Source organism: Arcicella rigui, assembly GCF_034929435.1.
Taxonomy (GTDB): domain Bacteria; phylum Bacteroidota; class Bacteroidia; order Cytophagales; family Spirosomataceae; genus Arcicella; species Arcicella rigui.
The window spans coordinates 14,855-40,734 of sequence record NZ_JAYFUM010000025.1 but is presented as its reverse complement, the minus strand read 5'-3'; the positions used below and the strand labels follow the sequence as shown (position 1 = coordinate 40,734).

Here is a 25,880-nt window from a genome sequence, read left to right as displayed (position 1 = left end):
TTACTAATTGTTATTTGATAAAAGCTAAAATCAGGTTTGTCAAGGCTTTAGTTTTCTTCAATAATTTTGAATCCCCAAGCCTCAATGCTTATCGACTCATCGGCTGTGACAGTTTTATTACTTAATAATTCTGTTCCGTTTTTATAATTGTACTTGAAAGTCTTTGGACTGCCTGAGTAATTAAAGAAGTATCGCAAGGTTTTACCTTGGTTGTTGATTCCTGATTTGGTGATTAATGGAAAAGCCAATTCTTGTTCTTTTCCCCATAAGTTTGACTTCACAAGTGCTTGTTTTAAAATTTGTTCCGTCAGTACAGGCGTTGTCACACAGCCGATATAAGTAGCGTAACCTTTTCCGAAATGATTTTGGGTAATTGCCGCATATTTTCCCCACTGAGGGTGGTCGTAATAAGCCAATACTTCTGCGGTTGTAGGCGTAATTAACTCCATCCAAGTATGTACTTTGTTTTCAGCAGAGCCTACTTTGTAAGGGTCGTTTTTAAGACTTACACCATTAGGGATAGTAAACTGACTGTACGAAATGCCACAAACTTCATTCGCCAAACCGGGCTGAATACTACTTCTTACTTTTACGTTTTCATCTGAAAAACCGCTTTTAAAAGTATAAACAACGTGTCCACCATCTTTTACAAACTGATTTAATTTATTCATCAAAGCATCAGAAGCGGCATAAAGAGCAGGTACAACAATCATTTTATATTTGCCAAATTCATTTTCGCCATAGCTAAAATTGGTACTTGGGTCAATCATGTCAACGCTAACATTCATTTTATAAAGAGCATCGTAGATTGGGCGTAAAATATCATTGTATCTTTCTCTTGCTCCCCAACCAAAACTAAAGGAATTAAAAGCCGTTTGGGCTTCGTTGCTAAATAAAATGGCTACTTCATTTTTCTTCTTTAAATCAATGAGTTTATCACTTAATCTTTTAAAATCTTTTCCAATAGTTTGGGCTTCTAAATAAGTAGGATTTGGCTCAAAGTCGTGACTTAAAAGTCCTTTCCAATAAGTTTCAATCGCATTATGGGTAGAATGCCAATGCCAATAACCAATCATATTTGCTCCAGAAGCTAAATGACTAAATGCCTGTAAACGCAATTGATTAGGGAAGGGAGTCCATTGTGGAAAGCCCTGAGCTTCTGTTTCAATAACAAAGTAATTTTTTCCAGCTTTCATCGAACGAGCAATATCCCCCCCCAATGAAATTTCGATACCTGTTAAACTCTCTTGTGTAGGGTGATAAATGTCTATACCTGCCACATCCAAAGATTTTGCTGCCGCAAAATGGTCAACATCCGTTTGAATACCATAAGAGTATCCTCTCCAATCTAAATCAAAGTTTTGCGTTACAAACTGCGTAGGTTTGGCATACTCCTTTACTATTTTACTTTGCCAAGCCAAATAGTCGGTTACTAAATCACGTTGGAATTTTTCAAATTCAGCTTTTAAACTTGCATTGATTGAACCATTTACCGAAGGGAAATCTTCCCAGTTATTGATACGATTACTCCAATAATCTAAACCAAAAGCTTTATTGATATGAGCCAAAGTTTTAAACTTCGTTTTCATGTATTGGACAAAAGCTTTTTGTACATTTTCGCCAGAAGTTTGGTAAGCCTTTGTTTCGTTATCTATTTGATAACCAATAATTGCAGGATGATTTTTTACGTGTTCCATCATTTTACGAATGACACGTTCGGCATGAAAACGGAAATGTACATTGGTAATATCCATGTTCTGTCGAGCCCCATATTGGCGTTGCCCTTGTGGCGTTGTTACCAAAATATCGGGGTATTTTCTTACCAACCAAGTAGGTACAGCATAAGTAGGCGTACCAATAATTACCTTGATACCTCCTTTGTGCATGGCATCAAGTACTCTGTCGATATGATGAAAATCAAAAACATTGTCTTGAGGCTCAACGGTACTCCAAGTAGATTCTGCAATTCTTACGTAATTAATGCCCGATTCTTTCATCATGGCTACGTCTTTTTCAAGGCGTTCGTAAGGCATATATTCATCATAATAAGCCACTCCAAAAAGTAACTTATCTTGCTTGTATTGAGCAAAAAGTATGGGCTGACATACAAATAATAGTAGAAGCGTAATTGTCGATTTCATCATTGATAGATTTTATAAAAAAAGCCTACCAAACCATCAGATGACGGCTTGGTAGGCTTTGGATTATTAATTGAATTTCATCTTTTCTGCACTATCCCAGTGTTCAGCAATCTTTCCATTTTCAATTCTGAACATATCAAACCAAGTAGTTGTATATGTTTTTGAAGGGTCGTTGGGGTCTGGCATTTCTCTTACGAAACTCAGTACCACAAGGTCGCCTTCTGCAACAATTGAAACGACTTTCGCTTTAATCGTATCGGCAATGGCTAAAGGTTTGGTGAATTTTGAAAAGAATTCTACAACCGCTTTTCTACCAGTAGCGGCATTTGGATTGTGCTGCATATAACTTTCTGCAAAGTATTTTTCTGCAACTTCCATGTGTCCACCTTCCAAAAACTCACGCCACATATCATACACCAGCTTTTTATTTTGAGCCAGCTTTTTATTACTACTTTTCAATAACTCAGCTTGTGAAGCAAGGGGTTTTACTGGGAGTTGCCCAAAAGCTTCGGATGTTGAAAAATATATAATACTTACAACAAGGGTTAAGACCAATGATTTCATAAATATATCTCCGTGTTTGTTTATTTTACCCTTACGGCTTTTGTTTTAAACATACCCATCATCGAACCTTTCAGCGTGTCGTTATCTTCAATTTCATAAGTAACATTGATATTGAATCCACTCATTTTGAAATGAATCACCAGTTTATCGGAAGTTTCTTCAACTTTATCAAGCGTAACAGGTTTGTTATCTTGTTTGGCTGAAATTGTACCTTCAAGTTTTCCATTCACTCGGTTAAGTTCCAATACCAATCCAATGTCTCCTTGTGGAGTACCCATGAATATTGTATCCCATTTACCTGCAAACATATCTGTTGCAGAGCTTGCCGCAGGAGCTACCGCTGCGGCTTCTCCTTCGTTGGTAAGTTTAAATTCAAGTCCCATTACCACCATTAAAGATTGTCCCTCAGCTTTTGGATTTACAAAAACAGCATACACATCTTGTAATTTATCCGTAGCAATACCATTTAAGTTAATCGGCACACTAACAATACTTGGATTGAAATCCATTTTATCAGAAGGTTCTAAGAATTGAGATTTACCAATCACTCTTCCAGAAGGACTTCCTAAACGTAATTCTACAATACCACCTACGGCATTCAATTGTGGTTTTGGAGCAGAAGCAAATACTTGTAGTTCTTTCAAACCTGATAAATCAATTTGTTTGATGCCCATGTATGCACCAGATTTTGCAGGAATCGCTAAGTTTCTACCACCAAATGCCATTTTGTTTACATCTTGATAATCATCAAAAGCATGTGGGTCAACTTTAGCGTTTCTCAATACAAAACTTTGCTCTGATTTCAATGAAGGCATTCCGTTTGCTCCTTGGTCTTCATAAGCTGCACGTACAATATATACACCTTTTCCTTTGTCAGCCGCAGGAACTTTTGCCGTGAATGTACCTTTTGTTGGTAAACCTTTTTCTTTTGGTTTTTCGTTAGCAATATTCAAAATGTATTTTACCATTTCCGAAGCATCAGCAGCCGAAAGTTGTGGGTGACCTGCCATTGCTGTTTCGCCCCAAACGCCACTTCCACCAGCAATTACTTTTTTCGTCAATGTTTCTAATGCTTTGCTATCGCCTTTATACTTGTTGGCAACATCACGGTAGCTTGGCCCGATTGATTTCTTTTCTTTTGCATGACAAGCCATACAGTCGCTACCTTCAATCAATTTTTTACCTGTTGCATAAGCCGCATTGGCATCAGCCGAACGGTGACCCATCGCAATCATATTTTTGTCGAATCCTTCTGCTAAGTAATCAATATTTACCGCTACGTTTTCGCCTGCAATCCCTTTTTCAAGTTCGCCGTCTTCTTTATCTTTTACTTTGATTTCGTAAGGGAAAGATTTGTTTGCTACATAGAAAGTTTTGTTGCTCTGAGGCATTTCTAAACTTAATACTGGCGGTTCGTTTCCTGCTGAAACTTCCATTGACTGCGAGTTGATACCACCTTTACCGTCATTTACCGTAAGCGTAACTTTATAAACACCTTGTTTTGAAAGTGTTACGTTGGCATCTGGGGTAGTAATTACTTTGTTAAAACCATTCTTTGAAGTGATTTTCCAAGAGTAGGTCAATACATCGCCATCAGCATCTACCGTTCCTTTTGAGCTTAATTTCAAATTGAAAGGAACAGATCCGCCCATTTGGTTTGCCGCCACTTGAATTTGTGGTTTACGGTTTCCGCCATTGTACTCAATACGAATCAAACGAGCGTCGTCGTTGGCAGTAAACCAGCCACTGCCGTACTCCAACATATACAAATCGCCATTGTCTGCAAATTCCATATCCATCGGATTACTGAATTTATAGCTTGGCATAAAACGCTCCATTGAAACATAATTGCCTTCTTTATCCATGGTTACGGCCATTATCCAACCACGCATCCATTCGTACTCCAAGAATTTTCCATCATAATATTTAGGGAAAGCTCTTTTCGCTGTTTTGAAATCTTCTGAATAAAATACTGGACCAGCCATTGCATTTCTACCGCCGCTTCCTACTAATGGGAATTCTTTAGAGTCGCCATAAGGATACCAAACAAAAGCTTTTTGGGCAGGAGGTAATACTTTCAATCCTGTATTGTTTGGCGAAGTATTGGTTGGTGCGTTGGCATCCCACAAGTCTAATGATTTATTATTGGCAAAATCAAATTTATGATACGCTTTGTTGTCGCCTACAAAATGTGGCCAACCAAAATTGCCTGCTTTGCGTGCTTGCCCTACTTCGTCGTGTCCTGCTGGGCCACGAGTAGAATCTGGTTTAGAAGCATCCGGACCAACTTCACCCCAATAAAGGAAGCCAGTCTTTTTATCAACCGAAATACGGAATGGGTTACGGTGTCCCATTGTATAAATTTCTGGACGAGTATTTGGCGTACCTTTAGGGAAAAGGTTTCCTTCTGGAATGGTATAAGTACCGTCTGCTTGTGGTTTTATTCTGATGATTTTACCACGTAAGTCATTGGTATTGGCAGATGATTTTTGTGCATCCCAAGCTGATCTTCCTGGTCTTTCGTCACTCGGACTATATCCATTTGAGCCATGTGGGTTGGTATTATCACCTGTTGAAAGGAATAAGTTTCCTACTTTATCCCAAGCGATTGAACCGCCCGTATGACAACACTCTTCACGCTGTGTTGGGATTGTTAAGAATTGCTTTTCCGAACTCAAATCAATTTCATCGCCTTTCATCGTAAATCTTGAAAGTACGTTATAAGAGCCTTTCGTAGATGAATAATATAAATAAATCCAGTGATTTTGTGCAAAGTTCGGGTCTTTGTTCAAGCCCAAAAGTCCATCTTCTGCTACTGATTCTTTACCTTCTGCACTTACATATTTTAAACTAACAGGTAATTTAGCAATAGTCTTCAACTCTTTCGTTAAATTATTATAAAGTCTAATTTCACCTTTGCGTTGAATGAAAAGTACACGGTCTTTGTCCAAAAGTGTCAATTCCATGGGTTCATCCAATTTTTCTTCTAAAACAACTTTTGTAAAGCGGTTTTCTTCTGGACGAGCCTTTGTATAATCTAAAGGTTTCGGAGCGTCACCACCCATTACATAATTCAAACCAGCCCAAAGATGTGCTAAGAAAAGTGGTTCAGAATACGTTTGGTCTGTATGTCCCATCGCTGTATAAAACGAGCGACCGCCATCAAATTCATGATACCAGCTAATTGGGTGATTGTCACCATTTTTACCACCTTGATAAGTTTTTTCATCAATTTTTACCACAACATTGATAGTCGGGTCAATTTTTTGGAAACTGTAAAATTCATCTTCACGCTCAAATTCATCAGGTAACATTTTAGTTGCCCAGTGGTTTTTCTGTGAAACATAGAATTTACCTTTTTGTACGTTGCTTGGCGTAATAGGGTGGTCTAAGAAGAAAGCACCCGCCAAACGTCCGTACCATGGCCATTCGTATTCAGTATCAGTAGCAGCGTGAATCCCCAAGTAACCACCGCCCGCTTGGATGTAGCGTTCAAATTCTAATTGTTGTTCAGGATTTAAAACATCGCCAGTTGTACTTAAAAAAACTACCGCACTGTAATTTTTCAAATTCGTTGTTTTAAAAACCGTTGCGTCTTCGGTAAAGTCAACGGCAAAACCCTTTTCTTTCGCCATTTTCTGGAAAGCTGCTTTTCCTGCCTCAATCGAAGCATGACGGAAAGCGGCAGTTTTACTGAAAACCAATACTTTCGGCGGTTTTGCTTGCCCAAACATTACATTCGAGACCAAAAGAAAAATGCCACACATAATCAATAAGGCATTTTTCAATTTAGTAGCACTAAATTGTGTTGTGTTCATTTGTTTAAAAATTGTGTTTTGAAAGAAGTAATAAGATACTTTGATAAGTTTTTGATTTGCAAATACTTACGATAAATTAAATAGATATTTTAAATAAAAAGTTAAAAATATCATTAATTAAGTGTTATCATTGTTTCATTATGGAACAATGATAATTCATTTTTTTGAATCCACCAAGTATTTGTATTATTTTTGTATTATGTAGTACTCAAAGGGAAGATTATGGAGTTTGAAAAAAAAACTATGGATATAGAAAATTATATTCCACATCTATCAATCGACTGTGTGATTTTTGGTTTTCATGGCGAGCAATTAAAGGTTTTACTTCCTAAAGTAAAAAGGCTTGATACTTGGACTTTGCCTGGCGGATATGTGCTGAAAAGCGAAGACCTTGAAGAAGCAGCTCAAAGAATTTTAGAGGAAAGAACGGGCTTAAAAGATATTTATCTTGAGCAGTTCTATACTTTTGGTAAAGCCAAACGCTCTACTGGCGAGATGATGAAGAAAATGCTATTGGTCAACGACTTTGAAATTGATGAAAGTAGTTGGATATTTCAGCGTTTTGTCTCTATCGGTTATTATGCTTTGGTAGATTTCTCGAAAGTTGTTACTAAAACAGGCGTTTATGACGAATTCTGTGAATGGTACGATATTCACCAATTGCCCAATTTGGCTTTCGACCATGCCGAAATCATACAAAAAGCCTTAGAAACACTTCGTTATATGTTGGATGATAAATTGGTCGGACTCAATTTATTACCCGAAACATTTACCATGAAGGAACTCCAAATTCTATATCAAACCATTTTGGATAAGCCTCTACGAAGGGATAATTTCCAAAGGAAAATACTCTCAATGGGTATTTTAGAACGTATCGAAAAGAAATTTACGGGGGCGGCTCATAAAGCTCCTTATTTGTATAAATTCATTAAATAAACCTGTTTTATGGAAAGTATTCATCAAATCATGCGTCAGTCTGCTGAGGCATTTCAAGTGTATCGTAAGGTTTCAGGAAAAGAAAAGGCTCGTTTTTTAAGGGCCATTGCCGAAGAAATTGAAGCTTTGGGCATGGCGTTGATTCAAACGACGATGGAAGAAACCAATCTGCCCGAAGCTCGTTTGCTTGGCGAACGTGGACGGACGATTTTTCAATGCAAAATGTTTGCTGACCTTTTGGAAGAAGGTTCTTGGGTAGAAGCTCGCATCGATACTGCTGACCTCGCTCGTACTCCTTTACCCAAAGTTGACATTCGTAAAATGTTAGTGCCAATTGGTACGGTGGTTGTTTTCGGGGCGAGTAATTTTCCTTATGCCTATTCAACCGCTGGTGGTGATACGGCATCGGCTTTGGCTGCTGGTTGTCCAGTCGTGGTAAAAGGGCATCCAGCTCATGCTCGTACTTCGACAATGGTGGCAGAGGCTATTTTGCGTGCCGCCGAAAGAACAGGAATGCCCAAAGGTGTTTTTGCTCATGTGGACGGAGGCAATGGTTTTGAAGTCGGCAAGTACTTGGTTATGCACCCACTGACAAAAGCAGTTGGTTTTACGGGTTCGTTTATAGGTGGTAAAGCTCTTTTTGATTTGGCCAATCAACGACCAGAACCTATTCCTGTTTTTTCAGAAATGGGAAGTATCAATCCAGTAGTGCTGATGCCCGAAAAAATGTCCGTGGCTTCTGAGGATGTGGCTTTGAAATATGCGGCTTCCATCACGCAAGGAGCAGGGCAGTTTTGTACCAATCCGGGCCTGATTTTGGGGGTTGATAATGCTGATCTAAGTAATTTCATTAAAGTACTTGCTAAAGAAATTGAGCAAATTGTTCCTGTAAAAATGTTGAATGCAGGCATTTATCAAAATTATGAAAGCAAAAGAGTAGTGGCTTTGTCGCAAGAAAATGTAATTGCCGAAGCAGAATCTTTGATAGAAAGAACTGAAACCATTCAAGCGGTATCGACCGTCGCTTCGGTAGATGCGGATACTTTTTTAGATAATCCTACGCTACATCAAGAGGTTTTTGGCCCTTTTTCTTTGCTTGTAAAATGTAAAGATGAAGCACAACTACTAACAGTCATTCAACATTTAGAAGGACAACTTACAACCACTTTGATGGCAACCGAAGCCGAACTGAGTACTCATCCCGAAATCGTGGACGCTCTTAGAAGTATTTGTGGAAGATTGATTTTTGATGGCGTGCCAACGGGCGTTGAAGTTTGTTTTGCCATGCAACATGGCGGGCCATTTCCAGCTTGTACCGATGCTCGTTTTTCTGCCGTTGGGCCTGATGCTATCAAGCGTTTTGTTCGTCCTGCCAGTTTTCAGAATTTCCCAAACAGCCTTTTACCTGCGGAATTGCAAAACGAAAACCCACTCAACATTTGGCGAATGGTTGATAATAATTGGCAGAAATAAATAGTTATAGGTAAAATATTTCCGATTTAAGTTTTATTGTAAATTTTACAATTATCCATTTCTGTTCTTAGGTTTGAGGAATTTTCGAATTTCCTCAAACCTAAGAACAAAAAATCATCAAACACTTCATCAAATTTATTCAATATTCTCCTTTATATTTTATAATTTGTCTTTCATCAAAAAGAAAAACAGCCCTAAAAAGGCGATTTTAGCCTTAAAACACATCTATTTCTAAAATTCACTACTTTATTGCCGATTTTTTTGACCTTCAAAAGGCTTATTTCAAAATTAAATATCAATAAAAATTTAAAATAAGAAATATATTGCCGATTAAAAATATTTTTAAATTTAAAATAAAAATATTTAATTCAGTTTGGTAGTATAATTCTTTAGCTTGAATTTTGCGTCGTAGTCCAAAAAATAAAGGACGATTTAATAAAATGACGATGAATATGAATGTACTTGTTGAACCCTTAGAATTAGAGAAAGAAGCCATTTCCTTTGAAAGAGTACCTACCAAAATTTACAAAGACGCCAACGAAGCCTCTAAAGTAGTTGCCCACGAAATTGCCCAAATTATCCGTAGAAAGAATGCTCAAGGAAAGCCCGCTGTATTAGGTTTAGCGACGGGTTCAACACCTAAAAAAGTATATGCAGAACTGATTCAATTATATAAAAATGGAGAATTGAGTTTTGAGAATGTCATCACTTTCAATTTGGATGAGTACTATCCGATGCAACCCGATGCCATTCAGAGTTATCATCGTTTTATGAAAGAGCAATTATTCGACCACGTAAATATTGCTCCAGAAAATTGTCATATTCCTACGGGGACTTTACCCTTAGAAAAACTTCCGATTTTCTGCAAAGAGTACGAAGCACAAATTGAAGAATTAGGCGGTTTAGATATTCAAATATTAGGTATCGGCAGAAACGGACACATTGGTTTCAACGAGCCGGGTTCATTAGTAAATTCAAGAACTCGCTTAATGACCTTGGATATTACCACCCGAATGGATGCCACTGGCGATTTTGGTTCTTTGGCAAAAGTACCACGCCGTGCCGTAACGATGGGCATAAAAGCTATCATGGAAGCGAAAAGAGTAGTCTTATTAGCTTTTGGTGAACACAAAGCTCAAGTAATTAAAGAAGCCATTGAAGGCCCAGTTTCTGAAAAAATTCCTGCTTCGTATTTACAAGGACACCACAATGTAAGATTTATCTTGGACGAAGCCAGTGCTTCTGAATTGAGTAGCCGTAAAAAACCTTGGTTATTAGAAGAAGTAGTTTGGGACAAAACAATGGTGAAAAAAGCCGTTACCAATTTGGCTTTAAGTTTGGATAAACCCATTTTGAAATTGACCAATCGTGATTATAACGAAAATGGTTTGAGCGATTTATTGGCAAATTACGGACAAGCTTACGATATTAATTTACAAGTATTCCAGAATTTACAGCATACAATTACAGGTTGGCCCGGCGGAAAATCTTTGGCGAGCGATGCCAACAGACCAGAAAGAGCTTTTCCTGCACAAAAAAGAGTATTAATTTTTAGTCCACACCCCGACGACGATATTATCTCAATGGGCGGTACTTTCCAACGTTTGGTTGACCAAGGACACGATGTACACGTGGCATATCAAACTTCAGGAAATATTGCTGTGGCAGACGACGAAGCTTTGAGATTCATTGATTTTATGGATGATTTCAATAGCACTTTCGAGATTGATAATAAAATCTATAAAACACTTTTCGATGAAGCTCGTACTTTTTTAAGTAAGAAAAAAGATAGTGAAATTGATATTCCTGCGGTGCGTTATGTAAAAGGTCTGATTCGTCAGGGCGAGGCAAAAGCTACTTGTCGTTTCGTAGGTATTCCTGCGACTAATGTACACTTTTTGAATATGCCTTTTTATGAAACAGGAGCTGTGCAGAAAAATCCAATTGGCGAGCCTGATATTCAGATAGTTTCGGATATTATTAGCGAAATAAAACCTCATCAAATATTTGCCGCTGGCGATTTGGCAGACCCACACGGAACACACAAAGTATGTTTGGATGCGATTTTTGAAGCCATCGAGCGTTTGAAAAAAGAATCATTTATGAATGATTGTTGGGTATGGTTGTACCGTGGAGCTTGGGCCGAATGGGATATTCATGAAATTGAAATGGCCGTGCCGATGAGTCCGACACAAGTATTACAAAAGCGTCATGGAATTTTTAAACATCAATCACAAAAAGATGGAGTGGTGTTTCAAGGAAGTGACTCAAGAGAATTTTGGCAAAGAGCCGAAGACCGCAACCAAGCCACAGCTGAACTATACAATAAATTAGGCTTTGCGGAATATGCAGCGATTGAAGCTTTCGTTCGCTACCATTTTTAGAAAAATAGGAAATTTAGAATAGATTAATAATGCTTGAACGTATTCCCTACGAACCCTGTTTGTAGGGAATTTATTATGATATAATCCTTACAATATATAATTTACCCAAACCAACCACCATTATGACTAATAAAAGTAAATCATTTTTTTCTCCCATTGTAATTATTGGGATACTCTTCTTCATTTTTGGTTTTATCACTTGGCTCAACGGAACACTGATTCCATTCCTCAAAATCGCCTGTGAACTCGAATACGCCCAAGCACTTTTAGTAACTTTTGCCTTTTATATTGCTTATGTTTTTTTAGCGATTCCTTCGTCTATGATTCTCAAGAAAGTAGGTTTTAAAAATGGCATGGCTTGGGGTTTAGTAATTATGGCGATTGGAGCAATCATTTTTGTTCCGGCAGCACAATCTCGTTCATTCGTGTTGTTTCTTACGGGTTTGTTTATTCAAGGAGCAGGAATTTCATTACTTCAAACAGCCTCAAACCCTTATATCAGCATTTTAGGGCCTATCGAAAGTGCGGCTCAGCGTATCAGTATTATGGGGGTTTGTAATAAAATTGCAGGAGCTTTAAGTCCGCTAATTTTAGGAGCTATTATTTTGGAAGGAGCAAGCGACATTGAAACTCAATTGAAAACAAGCTTGGCAGCCGAGAAAGAAACGCTTTTGAATGAATTGGCTGGGAGAGTAATTGTCCCTTATATCATCATGGCAATTGCTTTGCTTGGATTGGCTTTTTTAATTTATAAATCAAGTTTGCCAGAAATTGACACAAGTAAAGAAGAGAACGATAGCAAACAAGAAAATAGCGAAAAAAGTGTATTACAACACGCTAATTTAGTATTTGGCATTTTGGCAATCTTTTGTTGTGTCGGAGTGGAAGTAATTGCAGGCGATACAATAGGGCAGTACGGAAGTTCTTTGGGCATTAGTTTAGATGTTTCAAAAAACTTTACTTCACTTACGCTTGTCGCTATGTTAGTTGGTTACTTCATTGGTATCGTAGCTATTCCGAAGTATATTTCACAAAACAAAGCTTTAATGGGCTGTGGTATCGTTGGTGCGATATTTACTTTAGGAATTATTTTTACTTCTGGTTTTACTTCGGTAGCTTTTGTAGCCATGTTGGGCTTGGCAAACGCTTTGATGTGGCCAGCGATTTTCCCCTTGGCAATCAAAGGTTTAGGAAAGAAAACAGAATTTGGTTCTGCTTTGCTCATCATGGGTATTGGAGGTGGAGCAATTTTACCTTATTTCTACGGAAAAATGGCGGAATCTTTAGGAGTACAAGAAGCTTACTTAATCCTGATTCCTTGTTATTTATACATTTTATTCTTTGCTACGATAGGTCATAAAAAACAATCGTGGTAAAAAGATTTAGTGATTTTTTAATTGTGATTTAGTGAGTTGTGAATTAGTGATTTTTTTAAAATTGTGATTGAGTGAGTTTATGAAAATAAAATTAATTTTTGGGAACTCAATTTAGATGAATCTGCTTTCCAATCACTAAATCACTAAATCACTAAATCACTAAATCACTAAATCACTAAATCACTAAATCACAATTATATCACCTGCAATTTACTATTTTGATAAGCCGAAAGTTCTGAAGAATTGGCTGGTAATTCTGTGATAAGGTAATCAATATCATGTAAATCAGCGACTTTCATTTTCATTACTGAATTGAGTTTTTCAGAAATCGCCAAAACCGCTACTTTATCTGCCGCCTTCATCATTGCCTTTTTTACTTGCACCGTTTCCCAATCTGAATCTGTTAGTCCGCCGTGGGCATCCAAAGCATTTGTTCCTAAAATACATAAATCCGCTTTCATTTCTGAAAGTCGGTGATGCACTTCTCCGCCAATCGACATTTGGCTGTATCTTGATACTTGTCCGCCAATCAGAATAATTTCAATATTGGGTTTATCCAATAATTCAACGGCAGTAAGCGGATTGACCGTCATGAAGGTAGCCGAAAAATCTTCTGGAATCAGTTTTACAAATTCTCGAATAGTAGTACCGCCACCAATCAAAACCAGCATTCCTTCTTTGAGCAAAGTAAGAGCTTTTTGTCCGATTTCAACTTTATGGCTATGGGCATAAGTTTCTTTTAGGTTAGAAGCATGGTGGTAAGCTTTAGACATAGCCCCGCCACGAATTTTGATAATTTCGCCTTCTTCGGCTAATTCATTAATATCTCTTCTGATTGTATCCTCAGACACATTCAAAGTTTCTACTAATTCCCCTAAAGATATTCTTGTATGAACATTGATTTCTTTCAAAATCAAATCTTTACGTTCTTTCTTTAATAAGCTAATCGACATTACAGTGATTGAATTTTTTCAAATTGTTTAGAACAAAGGTATAAAAAAACTGCAAATTATTCCTGAAAGAGGCAGTATTTTGCGTTGCAAAGTTTGCAATATTTAAGTTCAAATACTCAATTTTATGATGAAATGATAATATTTTTTTAACAAAAGCCTTTTTTTCTGCAAAAAGTTTATATGTTTGTGCAATAAATGCAATATTTATTTGCATTTATTGCAATATCCAGTTTACCATAAAAACTTTCAAGCATGAAAAAAATTAGACTATTAAAAGGCTCTCAACGCTTATTATGGCTTTCGCTTATCGGAAGTTTGGCAATAAGTGGTAATTCGCATGCTAATGTGAACAAGAATATCCCTACTCAACTGTCAAAATCTACTCAAAAAGGTATTGTTAGAGAAATTGGAGGAAAAGTAATTTCTGCAAAAGATGCAAGCCCCGTGATTGGTGCTGCGGTTTTTGTAAAAGAAAATCCAAGAATAGGTACAAGTACAGATGCTGAGGGAAATTTCAAATTGAGTTTGCCTGAAAGCCTTTCCACTAAAAACATCACTTTAGTAGTAAGTAGCGTTGGTTATGAAAAATTTGAAACGCTAATAACTACAAGCCAAACCTCTATTGCAGTTACGTTAAAAGAAAATGTACAACAGTTGAGCGAAGTCGTTGTAACGGCTTTGGGCGTAAAAAAAGATAAAAAAGCCTTGGCATATTCTGTATCAGAAATTAATGGTTCAGACTTTACACAAGCTCGTGAAAACAACGTTGCGAATGCTTTAACGGGTAAAATCGCAGGGGTAAATGCCACAGGTTTATCAACGGGGCCGGGTGGTTCGAGCCGTGTAGTTATTCGTGGAAATGGTTCATTAACAGGCAATAGCCAACCTTTGTACGTTATCAATGGTATGCCGATTGACAACAGTGTGCCAGGCGGAAGTTCATTACCTAATGGTTTTGGAACAAAAGGAGGAACTGACCGTGGTGATGGTATTGCGGCAATCAACCCCGATGATATTGAGTCGATGACAGTGCTAAAAGGTGGTGCGGCTGCCGCTTTGTATGGTTCTCGTGGAGCAAATGGCGTTATTTTAATCACGACTAAAAAAGGAAAAGCACAAAAAGGCATTGGCGTTGAGTACAATGGTACTTTTGCGGTAGAAAATGTGGCGGTATTCCCTGATTTTCAGTACGAGTACGGGCAAGGAGATGGTGGTGTAATGCCTACAACTTTGGCACAAGCACAGGCTACGGGTCGCCGTTCGTTTGGGGCAAAAATCGACGGTTCTCCCAATTATATGGCTGCCGATGGTAAAAATCACCCTTATGTAGCACAGAAAGATAATTTGAAAAATTTCTACCAAACAGGTACAAATATCACCAACTCTCTTGCTTTTTCTGGTGGAAATGAAGCCATTAGTTATCGTTTGTCTTTGGCGGATTTAAGTGCTAAAAGTGTATTGCCTTCAAATACTTACAACCGTAAAACGGCAAATTTGAATATTTCGGCAAAATTGAGCGAACGCCTCAGAGCCGAAGCACTGGTACAGTACAACCTCGAACAAGGCAATAATCGCCCGATTGCAGGGGATGCTTTGGGGAATCCCAACTGGATGGCTTATGAAGTAGCAAATACCGTTGATGTAAGATGGTTGGACCCCGGACATGATGCCAATGGCAATGAAATTTTCTGGAACGATGCAGGTATCGTAACGAATGGTTATTTCTTTATCAATAAATTTAAAGAAACCGATACCAAAGACCGCTTTATCGGACAAGCCTCTGTTTCTTATGATATATTGAAAAATTTAACGTTGAAGGCTACCACTACACGAGATGTGTATAATTACAACTTCACGAGTATTATGCCAACAGGCGGACAGTACATTCCGCAAGGACAGTACGACGGTATCAAATCGGATGTATCTGAAACCAATAGTATGATTACGGCGGCTTATAATACCAAATTTGGTGATGTACTTGGCTTATCGGCTATGGCTGGGGCAAATACTCGTCAGTTTAAAAACAACCAATTTGATTTTTACGGACAAGGTTATACCATTCCTTATTTTTACAGCTTCTCCAACTTAGCTACTTCTTCGGTAACGCCTGTTACGAGTAATGTAAAAACAAATTCTGTTTTCGGTTCGGCTGATTTAGACTATAAAGGAATATGGTTCTTAACACTGACAGGTCGCCAAGATCGGTTTTCTACTTTAAGTCCGAAAAACAATAACATCTTCTATCCAAGTGTGGGAACAAGCTTAATTCTTTCGGACATTATTAGTATGCCAAAAGTAATTAACCACTTAAAACTACGTGGTTCGTGGGCACAAGTAGGTGGCGGTGGTCCTGACCCTTATGCTATCAACCTGACTTACAGCAGTGTACCAAGTGCAAGCTCTGTGCCTTTACAAAATGTAAGTTCAACGGCGATTACCAATGCGGAGTTGAAACCGTTTACTTCTACCACTACCGAATTGGGCTTAACGACTCGTATGTTGGGCGGACGTTTTAATATCGACGTAGCAGTATATGACAAAAAATCTACGAACGACATCGTAAGCGTACCTATTTCTGGAGCATCTGGTTATACAAGTGCTATCTTGAACTCAGGTGAATTGAGCAACAGAGGGATTGAATTATTGATTGATGGCACGCCTATCAAAACCGCCAATTTCTCATGGAATGCAAGCTTCAATTTTGCCTATAACAAAAGTGAAGTATTAAAATTAGCAGACGGTATTAATACATTTTCAATCGGTAACTCAGCCAACGGTAACGCCTTCATCAACAACCAAGTAGGTATGCCTTTTGGTGGAATTTATGGCTATCGTATGAAAAGAGATGCTTCGGGCAATATCATTTATGATACCAACTCGAACCTTCCTTTACAAACCGACAACAACCAATATTTGGGCAATGGCGTTTCGCCTTATACAATGGGCTTGAGCAATACTTTCAAGTACAAAAACTTCTCTTTAGATGTATTGGTTGATGGCAAATTTGGCGGTAGTATTTTCTCTGTAATGGAAGTATATGCTACTCGTTTGGGTTTATTGAAATCAACTTTGCCGGGCCGTGAAAATGGTTTAGCGTTGAAAGGCGTAACAGCGAGTGGCGATGCCTATTCTTATACTGTCCCTGTGGCAAATTTGCGTAGTGCTTACTACAACAACCTCAACCGTTATACAGAATTATTTGTACACGATGCAAGTTTTGTAAAACTCCGTCAGATTATCCTTTCGTATCGTTTGCCTTCTGGTTTCTTAAAATCGTTAGGAGTACAATCGGCAAGTGTTTCGTTGGTTGGTCGCAATTTGTTGATTTTGTATAAAGAAACAGAAAACTTCGACCCCGAACAAGGCTTAACCAACGGTGCGGCACAAGGTATTGAATCTATCGGTTTGCCACGTACACGTTCATTTGGTGTGAACCTGAACCTCAAATTCTAAAAAAGCAAGACAATGAAAAAGTTATTTTCTAAATATACATTTCCCATATTGGCAGCGTGTAGCATGAGCCTTTTTACGGCTTGCGACAAAGATTTTGCCGAAATTAATACCAATCCCAATGCCGTTTCTGTGCCAACGACTGCTTACATTTTTAGTAAAGCCTTGTACGACGGAGCAGCCAACAGTGGCAATAAAGGAAGTCTTTTGTTTGGTTTGATGCAATATACCACCAGCTACAACGACGTAGAAGGCTTTGGTTCAAAATATACGGCATCGCAAGTGAATGCTACGGGAGGCGTTTTTACCAACTCGTATCCTACGCAAATCAACGAAATTGGCGAAGTAATTAAAGCTGTAAAAGACGACCCGACCAAGGTAAATCAGTACGCTATGGCTCGTATTTGGCGAGTGTATTGTTTCAGTCGTTTGACAGATTTATACGGAGATATTCCCTATTCGGAAGCAGGGCAAGGCTATAATCTTTCTATTTTTCAGCCAAAGTACGATGCACAAAGTGCGATTTACGCCGATATGTTGAAAGAATTAGAAGCCTCAGCAACAGCTTTAACTACTTCAAATACAAGTACTTTTGGCAATTCTGATTTGATTTATCAAGGAAATGTAACGAAATGGAAAAAGTTTGCTTACTCACTAATGCTTCGCTTGGGAATGCGTCTGACAAAAGTAGATGCTGCTTCGGCACAAAGCTGGGTAACGAAGGCTATCGCTGGCGGTGTTATCAGAGATTACGCTGATATTGCTAAAATGAGCTATACTTCTGGCGGACAAAACATCAACAAAAACCCCATCGCTTGGCAATTGTTGAACGACAATTATCTTCGTGCCGATGGTATCAACAATACCGAAGGCGGTAAGTACCAAGATGTTTTTATCAATTCATTAAAAGCGAATAATGACCCACGTCTGGGCGTACTTTCGGTAGTGTATGTAAATGGTACTGCAAGTTCAGATGAAAGTATTCAGAAAGGAATGCCTGCTACTATCAACGGAACTAAACCTGCTGATTTTGTAACGTTTTCAGAACCAAAACAAACAACCGTTTTGAAAGTAGATGCTCCGTTATTATTGTTTACAGTAGCAGAATCTAATTTCTTATTGGCAGAAGCAGCTTTAAGAGGTTGGTACAGTGCTGAAACAGCAAGCAGTTTATACGAAACGGGTATCCGTGCAGCCATGCAACAATGGGATTTGATTAGCGGAACAACGGGAACAATTGCTCAAGCTCGTATCGACAGCTATGTGGCGGCTCATGCCCTCAAAACCAGTAGCTCGGTAGCTGTTCAGACAGAACAAATTTATAATCAAGTTTGGGTTGGTCTTTTTCCTGATGCTCAGGAAGTTTACAACAATTACCGTCGTACAGGTTATCCAGCTTTAACGCCAAACGTGTATCCGGGCAATGCCACAGGAGGTAAAATTTTCCGCCGTTTCTTATATCCAGTATTAGAACAAACCCTCAACAGAGCATCTTACAACGAAGCCGTACAAAGACAAGGAACGGACGATTTATTGACCAAAGTTTGGTGGGATAAGTAAGCATGAGTGCTGAATTGTGAATGATGAGTACCCACGCTACGGTTAAACTTTTTCATTCAGAAGCAATCACTTATTAAGAATTATTATCCAATTTTAAATTATAAGCGAACCTCATCCGTAGCGACGGTCGCCCCTCCCCCTCTCCTGTTGAGAAGGGGAGTTTATTCCACTCTTTTAGCTTCCCTTCTCAACAGGAGAAGGGGCGGGGGGGATGAGGTTTATTTCCTCCAACAAAATTTGTAACTTCATAGATTGCTCAATAACAATCGTTTAACACAATCTCATGTTTTCAAAAAAGTTCTTAATACTCTTGATTTGTACTTATTTTACGATACAAATTCAAGCACAAAAAGTACAGGTAAACAACAAACCCGAACGAGTAAATTGGTTTCAAGATTTAGCTTTCGGGATGTTTATTCACTGGAATGTGGACGTATCGCTTGGGGCGGTTATCAGTCATTCCTTGGCTGGTGCATCCAACGAATACGTTGAAAAGTACATTCAAGAATTACCCCAATACTTCAATCCGCATAAATTTACGCCAAGTCATTGGGCTAAATTAGCCAAGTTGGCTGGTATGAAATACGTAGTTTTTACGGCAAAACACCATTCGGGCTTTTGTATGTTCAATACACAAACTACGCCTTTCAACGTAATGAATACGCCTTATGGAAAAGACCTTACCAAAGAATTAATTGAGGCTTTCAGAAAAGAAGGTATTGCTATTGGCTTGTATTTTTCACCTGAAGATTTTTACTTTTTTCATCAAAACAATATCCAAATTGGTCGCTTACAATTGCCCGAACATTTCCCGATGAATAATCCTAAATTGATGGATTACGACAAAAGACAATTGAGGGAATTATTAACCAATTATGGAAAAATAGACATTCTTTTCATCGACGGCCCCGGCGATGGCTTGCGAGAGTACGCTTGGAGTTTGAATCCAGATTTAGTCATCACTCGTGATATTATGACTACTCCAGAACAAAATACACCCGACGAACCCTTGCCCCGCCCGTGGGAAGCCTGCTACACAATGGGAACGGATTGGCAGTACAAACCCACCAACGACCCACACAAAACAGGTACGGAAATCATCAATATGCTAACAGAAATTAGGGCAAAAGGTGGTAATTTTTTATTAAATATCGGGCCAAAACAGGATGGTGAAATTCAAATCGAGCAAGAAGCTCTTTTACAAGAAGTAGCCCTTTGGAATTTTGCTAACGCCGAAGCTATCGGCAAAGTAAAGCCTTTGTCTGTAGTTCGGGAAGAAAATGTATGGTTTACACAGTCAAACGATGAAAAGTATATTTACGCTATCGTACAAAGAAGTGGCTACGAAGATTGGAAGTACGGTACACGCAAAAATCTGGTACTTACACACATAGAAGGAAATGCCAATACCAAAGTAAGTGTTTTGGGCTACAAAAGTGAATTGGTAGAATACAAAAAAGGCTTTGATGCCAGTACATACATTGCAGCAACGCCCATTGGCTTGGTCGTAAGTGCCGTAAACGGACAACGTTTTTACACCAATAATCAATGGAAAAATGCGGTGGTTTTGAAAATCGAAAATGCAAAATTCAGAAAAATCAATACGCCCAAAGCGAGCCAAAGTAATATTGATGGAGCGAAGTAAATAGGGGTCTGAATTATGAGTTATGAATTATAAGTTTGACTCCATAATAAATATAAGTAATTGACTTACAATCAATCTTATAAAAAATTATTCACAACTCACAATTCAGCACTCACAACTCAAAACTCATCACTAAAAAGGTTAGCTCTTTTTATTAAATTTTAAACCTTGCAGATAAGCAGATAGTCACAGTGATTCTCTGTATCATCAAAAACAATTTGAAACAAAAAATAAGAACAATTATGAACACAATTGAAGTACTTTCACCTGAAGTTTCTTTTGAAAGTCTTGGACTTTCTTTACCGCCAGCTCCACTTCCACTGGGCGTTTACAAGCCCTATTTGATTGATGGCAAATATTTATACTTATCGGGTCATGGCCCTGTAAGAGATGACAAAAGCTTGATTATTGGTAGAATTGGCAAAGATTTAGACATCGAAGAAGGAAAATTAGCGGCTCGTCAGGTAGGTTTAACCATGCTTTCGACCATCAAAACGCATTTGGGAAGTTTAGACCGAGTAAAGCGTGTGATTAAAATTTTGGGTATGGTCAACTGCGTTTCAGAGTTTGAGCGTCATCCTTATGTCATCAATGGTTGTAGCGAACTTTTTGCTCAAGTGTGGGGAACAGAAAACGGTATCGGTGTAAGAAGTGCAGTAGGTATGGGAACACTTCCAGACAATATTCCAGTGGAAATTGAAGCAATGTTTGAACTCCACGAAGACTAATTGATAAGTGGTTTTGGTAAAACAAACGATGTCTTATTTGAATTAACACATTGAATTTCAATATTTTAATTCACAATTCATCATTCATAATTCATCACTCCTACTTAAGCCATGATTAACAAAACGATTGAGTACAACATAAAAAATATTGAAACACTCGATACGCCTGCTTTGGTGGTTTTTCCGAGTATCGTAAAACAGAATATTCAAAAACTTTTGGCTTCGATTGATGATGTAAATCGCTTGCGACCGCACACCAAAACCCATAAAACCAAAGAAGTAACCAAGCTTTTACAAGAAGTAGGGATTCAGAAATTCAAATGTGCGACGATTGCCGAAACTGAATTATTGGCAACTTGCGAAGCAGAAGATGTACTCTTGGCGTATCAGCCAGTGGGGGCAAAGCTTTTGCGTTTGATTGAAGTCATTAAACATTTCCCAAAAACACATTTTGCTTGTTTGGTTGATTCTGTGGCGGTTGGCGAAGCAATGTCAAAAATTGCCTTAGAAAATCAGCTTACTTTATCGCTTTATATCGACTTAAATGTGGGCATGAACCGAACGGGAATTGTACCAGAAAAGGCTTTTGATTTGGCGATTGCCTTACAAAAATTACCAGCTATAAAGCTTGAAGGTTTACATATTTACGACGGACATATTCGAGATTTTGACCTTACAATTCGTACACAAAACTGTAACACGGCTTTCCAAACCGTAGAAAATTTAGTAGAAAAGCTAAACCAAGAAGGCATTCAAAAGCTCAATATCGTAGCAGGTGGAACGCCTACTTTTCCAATTCATGCTCAAAGAATGGCAGTAGAATGCAGTCCGGGTACTTTTGTGTATTGGGATAAAGGCTATCAGGATGCTTATCCAGAACAAGATTTTGAAACGGCAGCTTTGGTAGTTAGTAGAGTAATTTCTTTGCCCGAAAAAGATAAAATTTGTCTGGATTTAGGACATAAATCTGTGGCTGCTGAAAACCCTTTAGACAAAAGAGTATTTTTCTTGAATGCTCCCAACGTCACTTTTATCGGACAAAGTGAAGAACATTTGATACTGGGTGTTCCAGAAAATCATACTTATCAGATTGGAGATGTTTTTTATGGTTTGCCCATTCATATTTGCCCAACTTGTGCTTTGTACGAAAGGGCGAATATTGTTGAAAATGAAGTATTAACAGGCGAACAATGGAAAACAATTGCAAGAGACAGATTCATTTCCATATAGCCGTAAAACGGGTTTCCAACCCGTAAATTTATCTTTTCTGACGGGTTGGAAACCCGTTTTACAAAATATGTTTACAATAGACGCACATCTTGACCTGAGCATGAATGCGATGGAATGGAATCGTGATTTAAGATTATCGGTCGCTGAAATTCGTGAAAGAGAAAAAGGCATGACCGACAAGCCAGACCGTGCTAAAGGAACGGTTACTTTTCCTGCATTAAGAGCAGGGAATATTGGCTTGGTTGTTGCGACTCAAATTGCCAGATTTGTAAAACCCGACAGCACTTTGCCGGGTTGGGCTTCACCCGAACAGGCGTGGGCTCAAACACAAGGACAAGTAGCGTGGTACAAAAGCATGGAAGAATGTGGCGAAATGGTTCAAATCAATAACCTTGAATCTTTAGAAAAACATTTACTGCTTTGGAACAACGGCACTCCCAACGACAACAAACCCATTGGCTATATTTTAAGCTTAGAAGGTGCAGATTCACTCGTGACGATTAACCATGTCGAGAAAGCCTATCAGTATGGTTTGCGTGCTATTGGCCCAGCTCATTATGGGCCGGGGCGTTATGCACAAGGAACAGATGCTACGGGTTTTATGGGAAAAGCTGGGCAAGATTTATTGAAAGAAATGGAAAGGCTGAACATCATTTTAGATGCGACGCACCTTTGTGACGATAGTTTCTGGGAAGCCATGAATCATTTCAATGGAGCAGTTTGGGCAAGCCATAACCTTTGTAGAAGTTTGGTAAACCATAATCGCCAATTTAGCGACGAGCAAATTAGTGAATTGATTAGCCGTGATGCTGTTATTGGCGGAGCGTTAGACGCTTGGATGATGGTACCAAACTGGGTAAGAGGTAAATCAAACCCAAAAGAAATGAACTGTAATTTGGCGGTGATGGTTGACCACCTCGACCATATTTGTCAATTGGCTGGCAATGCCTTGCACGTGGGCATTGGTTCAGATTTAGATGGAGCTTTTGGCACAGAACAAGGGCCTTACGATTTAGATACCATTGCTGATTTACAAACAATTCCGTCTATTCTCGAAAAAAGAGGTTATACCCAAACCGACATCGAAAACATCATGCACGGCAACTGGCTGAGATTTTTGAGAAAAAATTGGGCGAAGTAAGTGGAGTGGTGAATTGTGAGTGCTGAATTATGAATGTAAAATTGTCGTTAAAAATATCTTAACTTTCTTCTGGAGGAACTAGGGCTTATTCTTAACTTTCTTATAAGTATTTGATAGTCAATAATAATTTCTCTCCACCGGCTCCCCTTCTCAACAGGAGAAGGGGCTGGGGGATGAGGTTTCTTTCCCAACCCATGCCAAAAACAACATCATTTCTTATCATCTTCCTGATGTATTTTTTTACATCAAATAATCCTTTTGCCCAAAGTATTGACATTATTCCTAAGCCTGTTTCGGTGGTGATGAGTCAAGAAAAATTTACCTTAAATTCCGCTACTTCAATCATACTACCTTCGGCAACTTTAAGGAAAAATGCCCAATTTCTACAAGAAGCCTTACATTCTTTAACGCCTTTTTCGTTTCCAATTCTTGAAAATACTTCCGCAAATTTTATACTAATAAGCATTGATACCGCTAAAGTTGCCCAAAAAGAAGGTTATCAATTAAGTATTACAAAAAATGAAATTAAGATAATTGGGCATGATGAAGCTGGTGTTTTTTATGGGATTCAAAGTTTGATACAAGTAGCGTATCAGGCTCAAAATAAAGGCTTTAACTTAGCTGCTTGTCGTATCGAAGATTATCCAAGATTTCCTTATCGTGGCTTGCATCTTGATGTTGGTAGGCATTTTTTCCCAATTTCTTTTCTGAAAAAATACATTGATTTACTCGCTTTTTATAAAATCAATACTTTTCATTGGCATCTCACCGACGACCAAGGTTGGCGAATTGAAATCAAAAAATATCCACATTTGCAAAGCGTAGCCGCTTTTCGTAACGAAACCATTATTGGACATAAAAAAGATTTTCCTCATCGTTTTGATGGCAAAAAGTATGGCGGATTTTACAGTCAAGACGAAGTAAAATCTTTGGTAAAATATGCCTCAGAAAAGTACGTAAACGTTATTCCAGAAATAGAAATGCCCGGCCATGCTTCGGCGGCTTTGGCGGCGTATCCGCATTTGGGTTGTGTGGGTGCTTCATATAAAACCGCTACTTTTTGGGGTGTTTTCGACGACGTTTTTTGTGCAGGAAACGACAGTACTTTTACTTTTTTGCAAGATGTTTTATCCGAAATATTGCCTTTATTTCCTTCTAAATACATTCATATTGGTGGCGACGAATGCCCAAAAGCTCGTTGGAAAGTGTGTCCAAAATGCCAAAAACGCATGAAAGATGAGCATTTAGCCGACGAACATGAGTTGCAAAGCTATTTTATCCGTAAAATCGAAAAGTTTTTGAATGCCCAAGGACGAGAAATTATTGGTTGGGATGAAATTTTGGAAGGCGGACTCAGTCCAAACGCAAGTGTGATGAGTTGGCGAGGCGAAGCTGGTGGCATTGCTGCTGCCAAGCAAAAACATAACGTAATTATGACCCCCGAAAGTCATCTGTATTTAGATTATTACCAATCGCTTCACGCTGACGAACCGACGGCGGCGGCAAGCTTTACACCACTTTCAAAAGTATATAGTTATGAGCCTTTTTCGACGGAATTAAATCACGAAGACGAGCAGTATATCAAAGGCGTACAGGCAAATATTTGGACAGAATACACGCCTCAGCCTGAACAAGTAGAATATATGGTTTTTCCAAGAGCCTTAGCTTTATCGGAAATCGCTTGGTCGCCAAAAACGCATAAAAATTATGCTGATTTTCTTAGTCGTTTGCGTCAGCATAGGAGTATTTTACAGCAGAAAAAAGTAAATTTTTTCGACCGATTTGAGGAAATTACGTACCATTTCTCAATGGAAAAATCAGGGAAAAGTATCATTCATTTTTCGACCACTTTGCCCAATGCCAAAATTCATTATACTGTCGATGGAAAAACTCCGACACCGAGTGATAAAGTATTTAAAAATCAATTAATTATCGACAAAAGTACTACGCTAAAAGCCCAAATATTTGTCGGCAAAAATGCTTATGGAAAAGTATTTGAACAAGCTTTTGAATACCACAAAGCCGTTGCTAAAAACGTCATTTTGAAGCATCAGCCAAAAACAAATTATAATCCTGATAAGCCTTTTGCTTTGACCAACGGCTTGACTGGCAACGCTCGTTATAACAATTCACAATGGGTAGGTTTTAGTGGAGAAGATTTAGAAGCAACGATTGATTTAGAAAGTATGCAAAGTATTTCAAAGGTAGGATTAAACTTGTTGAAATACCATTGGCAACGAATGTGGGAACCGAATGTATTGATTTTTTTAGTTTCGGAAGATGGCATTGCTTATAAAGAAGTGTATCGTACCAGTAATTTTCCAGCGAATGGCATCAATCAAATTAGGGCGAAAATTACACCGACAAAAGCCCGTTTTATAAAAGTACAAGCCGAAAACAAAGGCATCATTCCAGCAGGCGAATATGGTGCAGGAGTGAAGGCTTGGTTGTTGATTGATGAGATTTATGTGGAATAGCGGT

General features: G+C 38.4%; 15 protein-coding genes. 11 read left to right on the top strand and 4 right to left on the bottom strand.

Annotated features, from left to right (window positions below; translation table 11 throughout):
• Positions 1-47: 47 nt before the first annotated feature.
• From VB248_RS18930 to VB248_RS18920, 3 genes are all read right to left on the bottom strand, one after another.
• Complete coding sequence (locus VB248_RS18930; protein WP_323298390.1) at positions 48-2,144, bottom strand: beta-galactosidase; 2,097 nt, start codon at positions 2,142-2,144, stop codon at positions 48-50.
• A 63-nt stretch (positions 2,145-2,207) separates the two neighbouring features.
• Positions 2,208-2,705, bottom strand: a complete 498-nt coding sequence (locus VB248_RS18925) for a nuclear transport factor 2 family protein (protein WP_323298389.1) — start codon at positions 2,703-2,705, stop codon at positions 2,208-2,210.
• Between the two features lie 20 nt (positions 2,706-2,725).
• A complete protein-coding gene (locus VB248_RS18920; protein WP_323298435.1) occupies positions 2,726-6,472 on the bottom strand; it encodes a ThuA domain-containing protein in 3,747 nt (1,248 codons plus the stop codon).
• Between the two features lie 294 nt (positions 6,473-6,766).
• On the opposite strand from VB248_RS18920, the gene VB248_RS18915 reads away from it, so the two are divergent.
• From VB248_RS18915 to VB248_RS18900, 4 genes are all read left to right on the top strand, one after another.
• Complete coding sequence (locus tag VB248_RS18915) at positions 6,767-7,459, top strand: NUDIX hydrolase (RefSeq protein ID WP_323298388.1); 693 nt, start codon at positions 6,767-6,769, stop codon at positions 7,457-7,459.
• Positions 7,460-7,468: 9 nt separating this feature from the next.
• Positions 7,469-8,932: an aldehyde dehydrogenase (NADP(+)) gene (locus tag VB248_RS18910; RefSeq protein WP_323298387.1), complete on the top strand. Its 1,464-nt coding sequence runs from the start codon at positions 7,469-7,471 to the stop codon at positions 8,930-8,932.
• A gap of 452 nt (positions 8,933-9,384) precedes the next feature.
• Positions 9,385-11,316 carry a glucosamine-6-phosphate deaminase gene (nagB, locus tag VB248_RS18905; RefSeq protein WP_323298386.1) on the top strand — a complete coding sequence of 644 codons (1,932 nt, stop codon included), beginning with the start codon at positions 9,385-9,387 and terminating at the stop codon, positions 11,314-11,316.
• A gap of 122 nt (positions 11,317-11,438) precedes the next feature.
• Positions 11,439-12,692, top strand: a complete 1,254-nt coding sequence (locus VB248_RS18900; RefSeq protein ID WP_323298385.1) for a sugar MFS transporter — start codon at positions 11,439-11,441, stop codon at positions 12,690-12,692.
• A 194-nt stretch (positions 12,693-12,886) separates the two neighbouring features.
• On the opposite strand, the gene VB248_RS18895 is transcribed toward VB248_RS18900, so the two are convergent.
• Positions 12,887-13,645 (bottom strand): DeoR/GlpR family DNA-binding transcription regulator, encoded by a 759-nt coding sequence (locus VB248_RS18895; protein ID WP_323298384.1) that lies wholly within the window; start codon positions 13,643-13,645, stop codon positions 12,887-12,889.
• A gap of 252 nt (positions 13,646-13,897) precedes the next feature.
• Between VB248_RS18895 and VB248_RS18890 the strand changes: the two genes are divergently transcribed.
• From VB248_RS18890 to VB248_RS18860, 7 genes are all read left to right on the top strand, one after another.
• Positions 13,898-17,098, top strand: a complete 3,201-nt coding sequence (locus tag VB248_RS18890; RefSeq protein ID WP_323298383.1) for a SusC/RagA family TonB-linked outer membrane protein — start codon at positions 13,898-13,900, stop codon at positions 17,096-17,098.
• Positions 17,099-17,110: 12 nt separating this feature from the next.
• Positions 17,111-18,655, top strand: a complete 1,545-nt coding sequence (locus tag VB248_RS18885) for a SusD/RagB family nutrient-binding outer membrane lipoprotein (RefSeq protein ID WP_323298382.1) — start codon at positions 17,111-17,113, stop codon at positions 18,653-18,655.
• Between the two features lie 283 nt (positions 18,656-18,938).
• Positions 18,939-20,300, top strand: a complete 1,362-nt coding sequence (locus tag VB248_RS18880; protein ID WP_323298381.1) for an alpha-L-fucosidase — start codon at positions 18,939-18,941, stop codon at positions 20,298-20,300.
• A gap of 242 nt (positions 20,301-20,542) precedes the next feature.
• On the top strand, positions 20,543-21,028 hold the full coding sequence (locus VB248_RS18875) for a RidA family protein (protein WP_323298380.1): 486 nt from the start codon (positions 20,543-20,545) through the stop codon (positions 21,026-21,028).
• A 111-nt stretch (positions 21,029-21,139) separates the two neighbouring features.
• Positions 21,140-22,258, top strand: coding sequence for a D-TA family PLP-dependent enzyme (locus VB248_RS18870; RefSeq protein ID WP_323298379.1), 1,119 nt, complete (start codon positions 21,140-21,142; stop codon positions 22,256-22,258).
• A 67-nt stretch (positions 22,259-22,325) separates the two neighbouring features.
• Complete coding sequence (locus tag VB248_RS18865; protein WP_323298434.1) at positions 22,326-23,399, top strand: dipeptidase; 1,074 nt, start codon at positions 22,326-22,328, stop codon at positions 23,397-23,399.
• Positions 23,400-23,593: 194 nt separating this feature from the next.
• Entirely contained in the window at positions 23,594-25,876 is a 2,283-nt protein-coding gene (locus VB248_RS18860) for a beta-N-acetylhexosaminidase (RefSeq protein WP_323298378.1), read from the top strand.
• Positions 25,877-25,880: the final 4 nt, after the last annotated feature.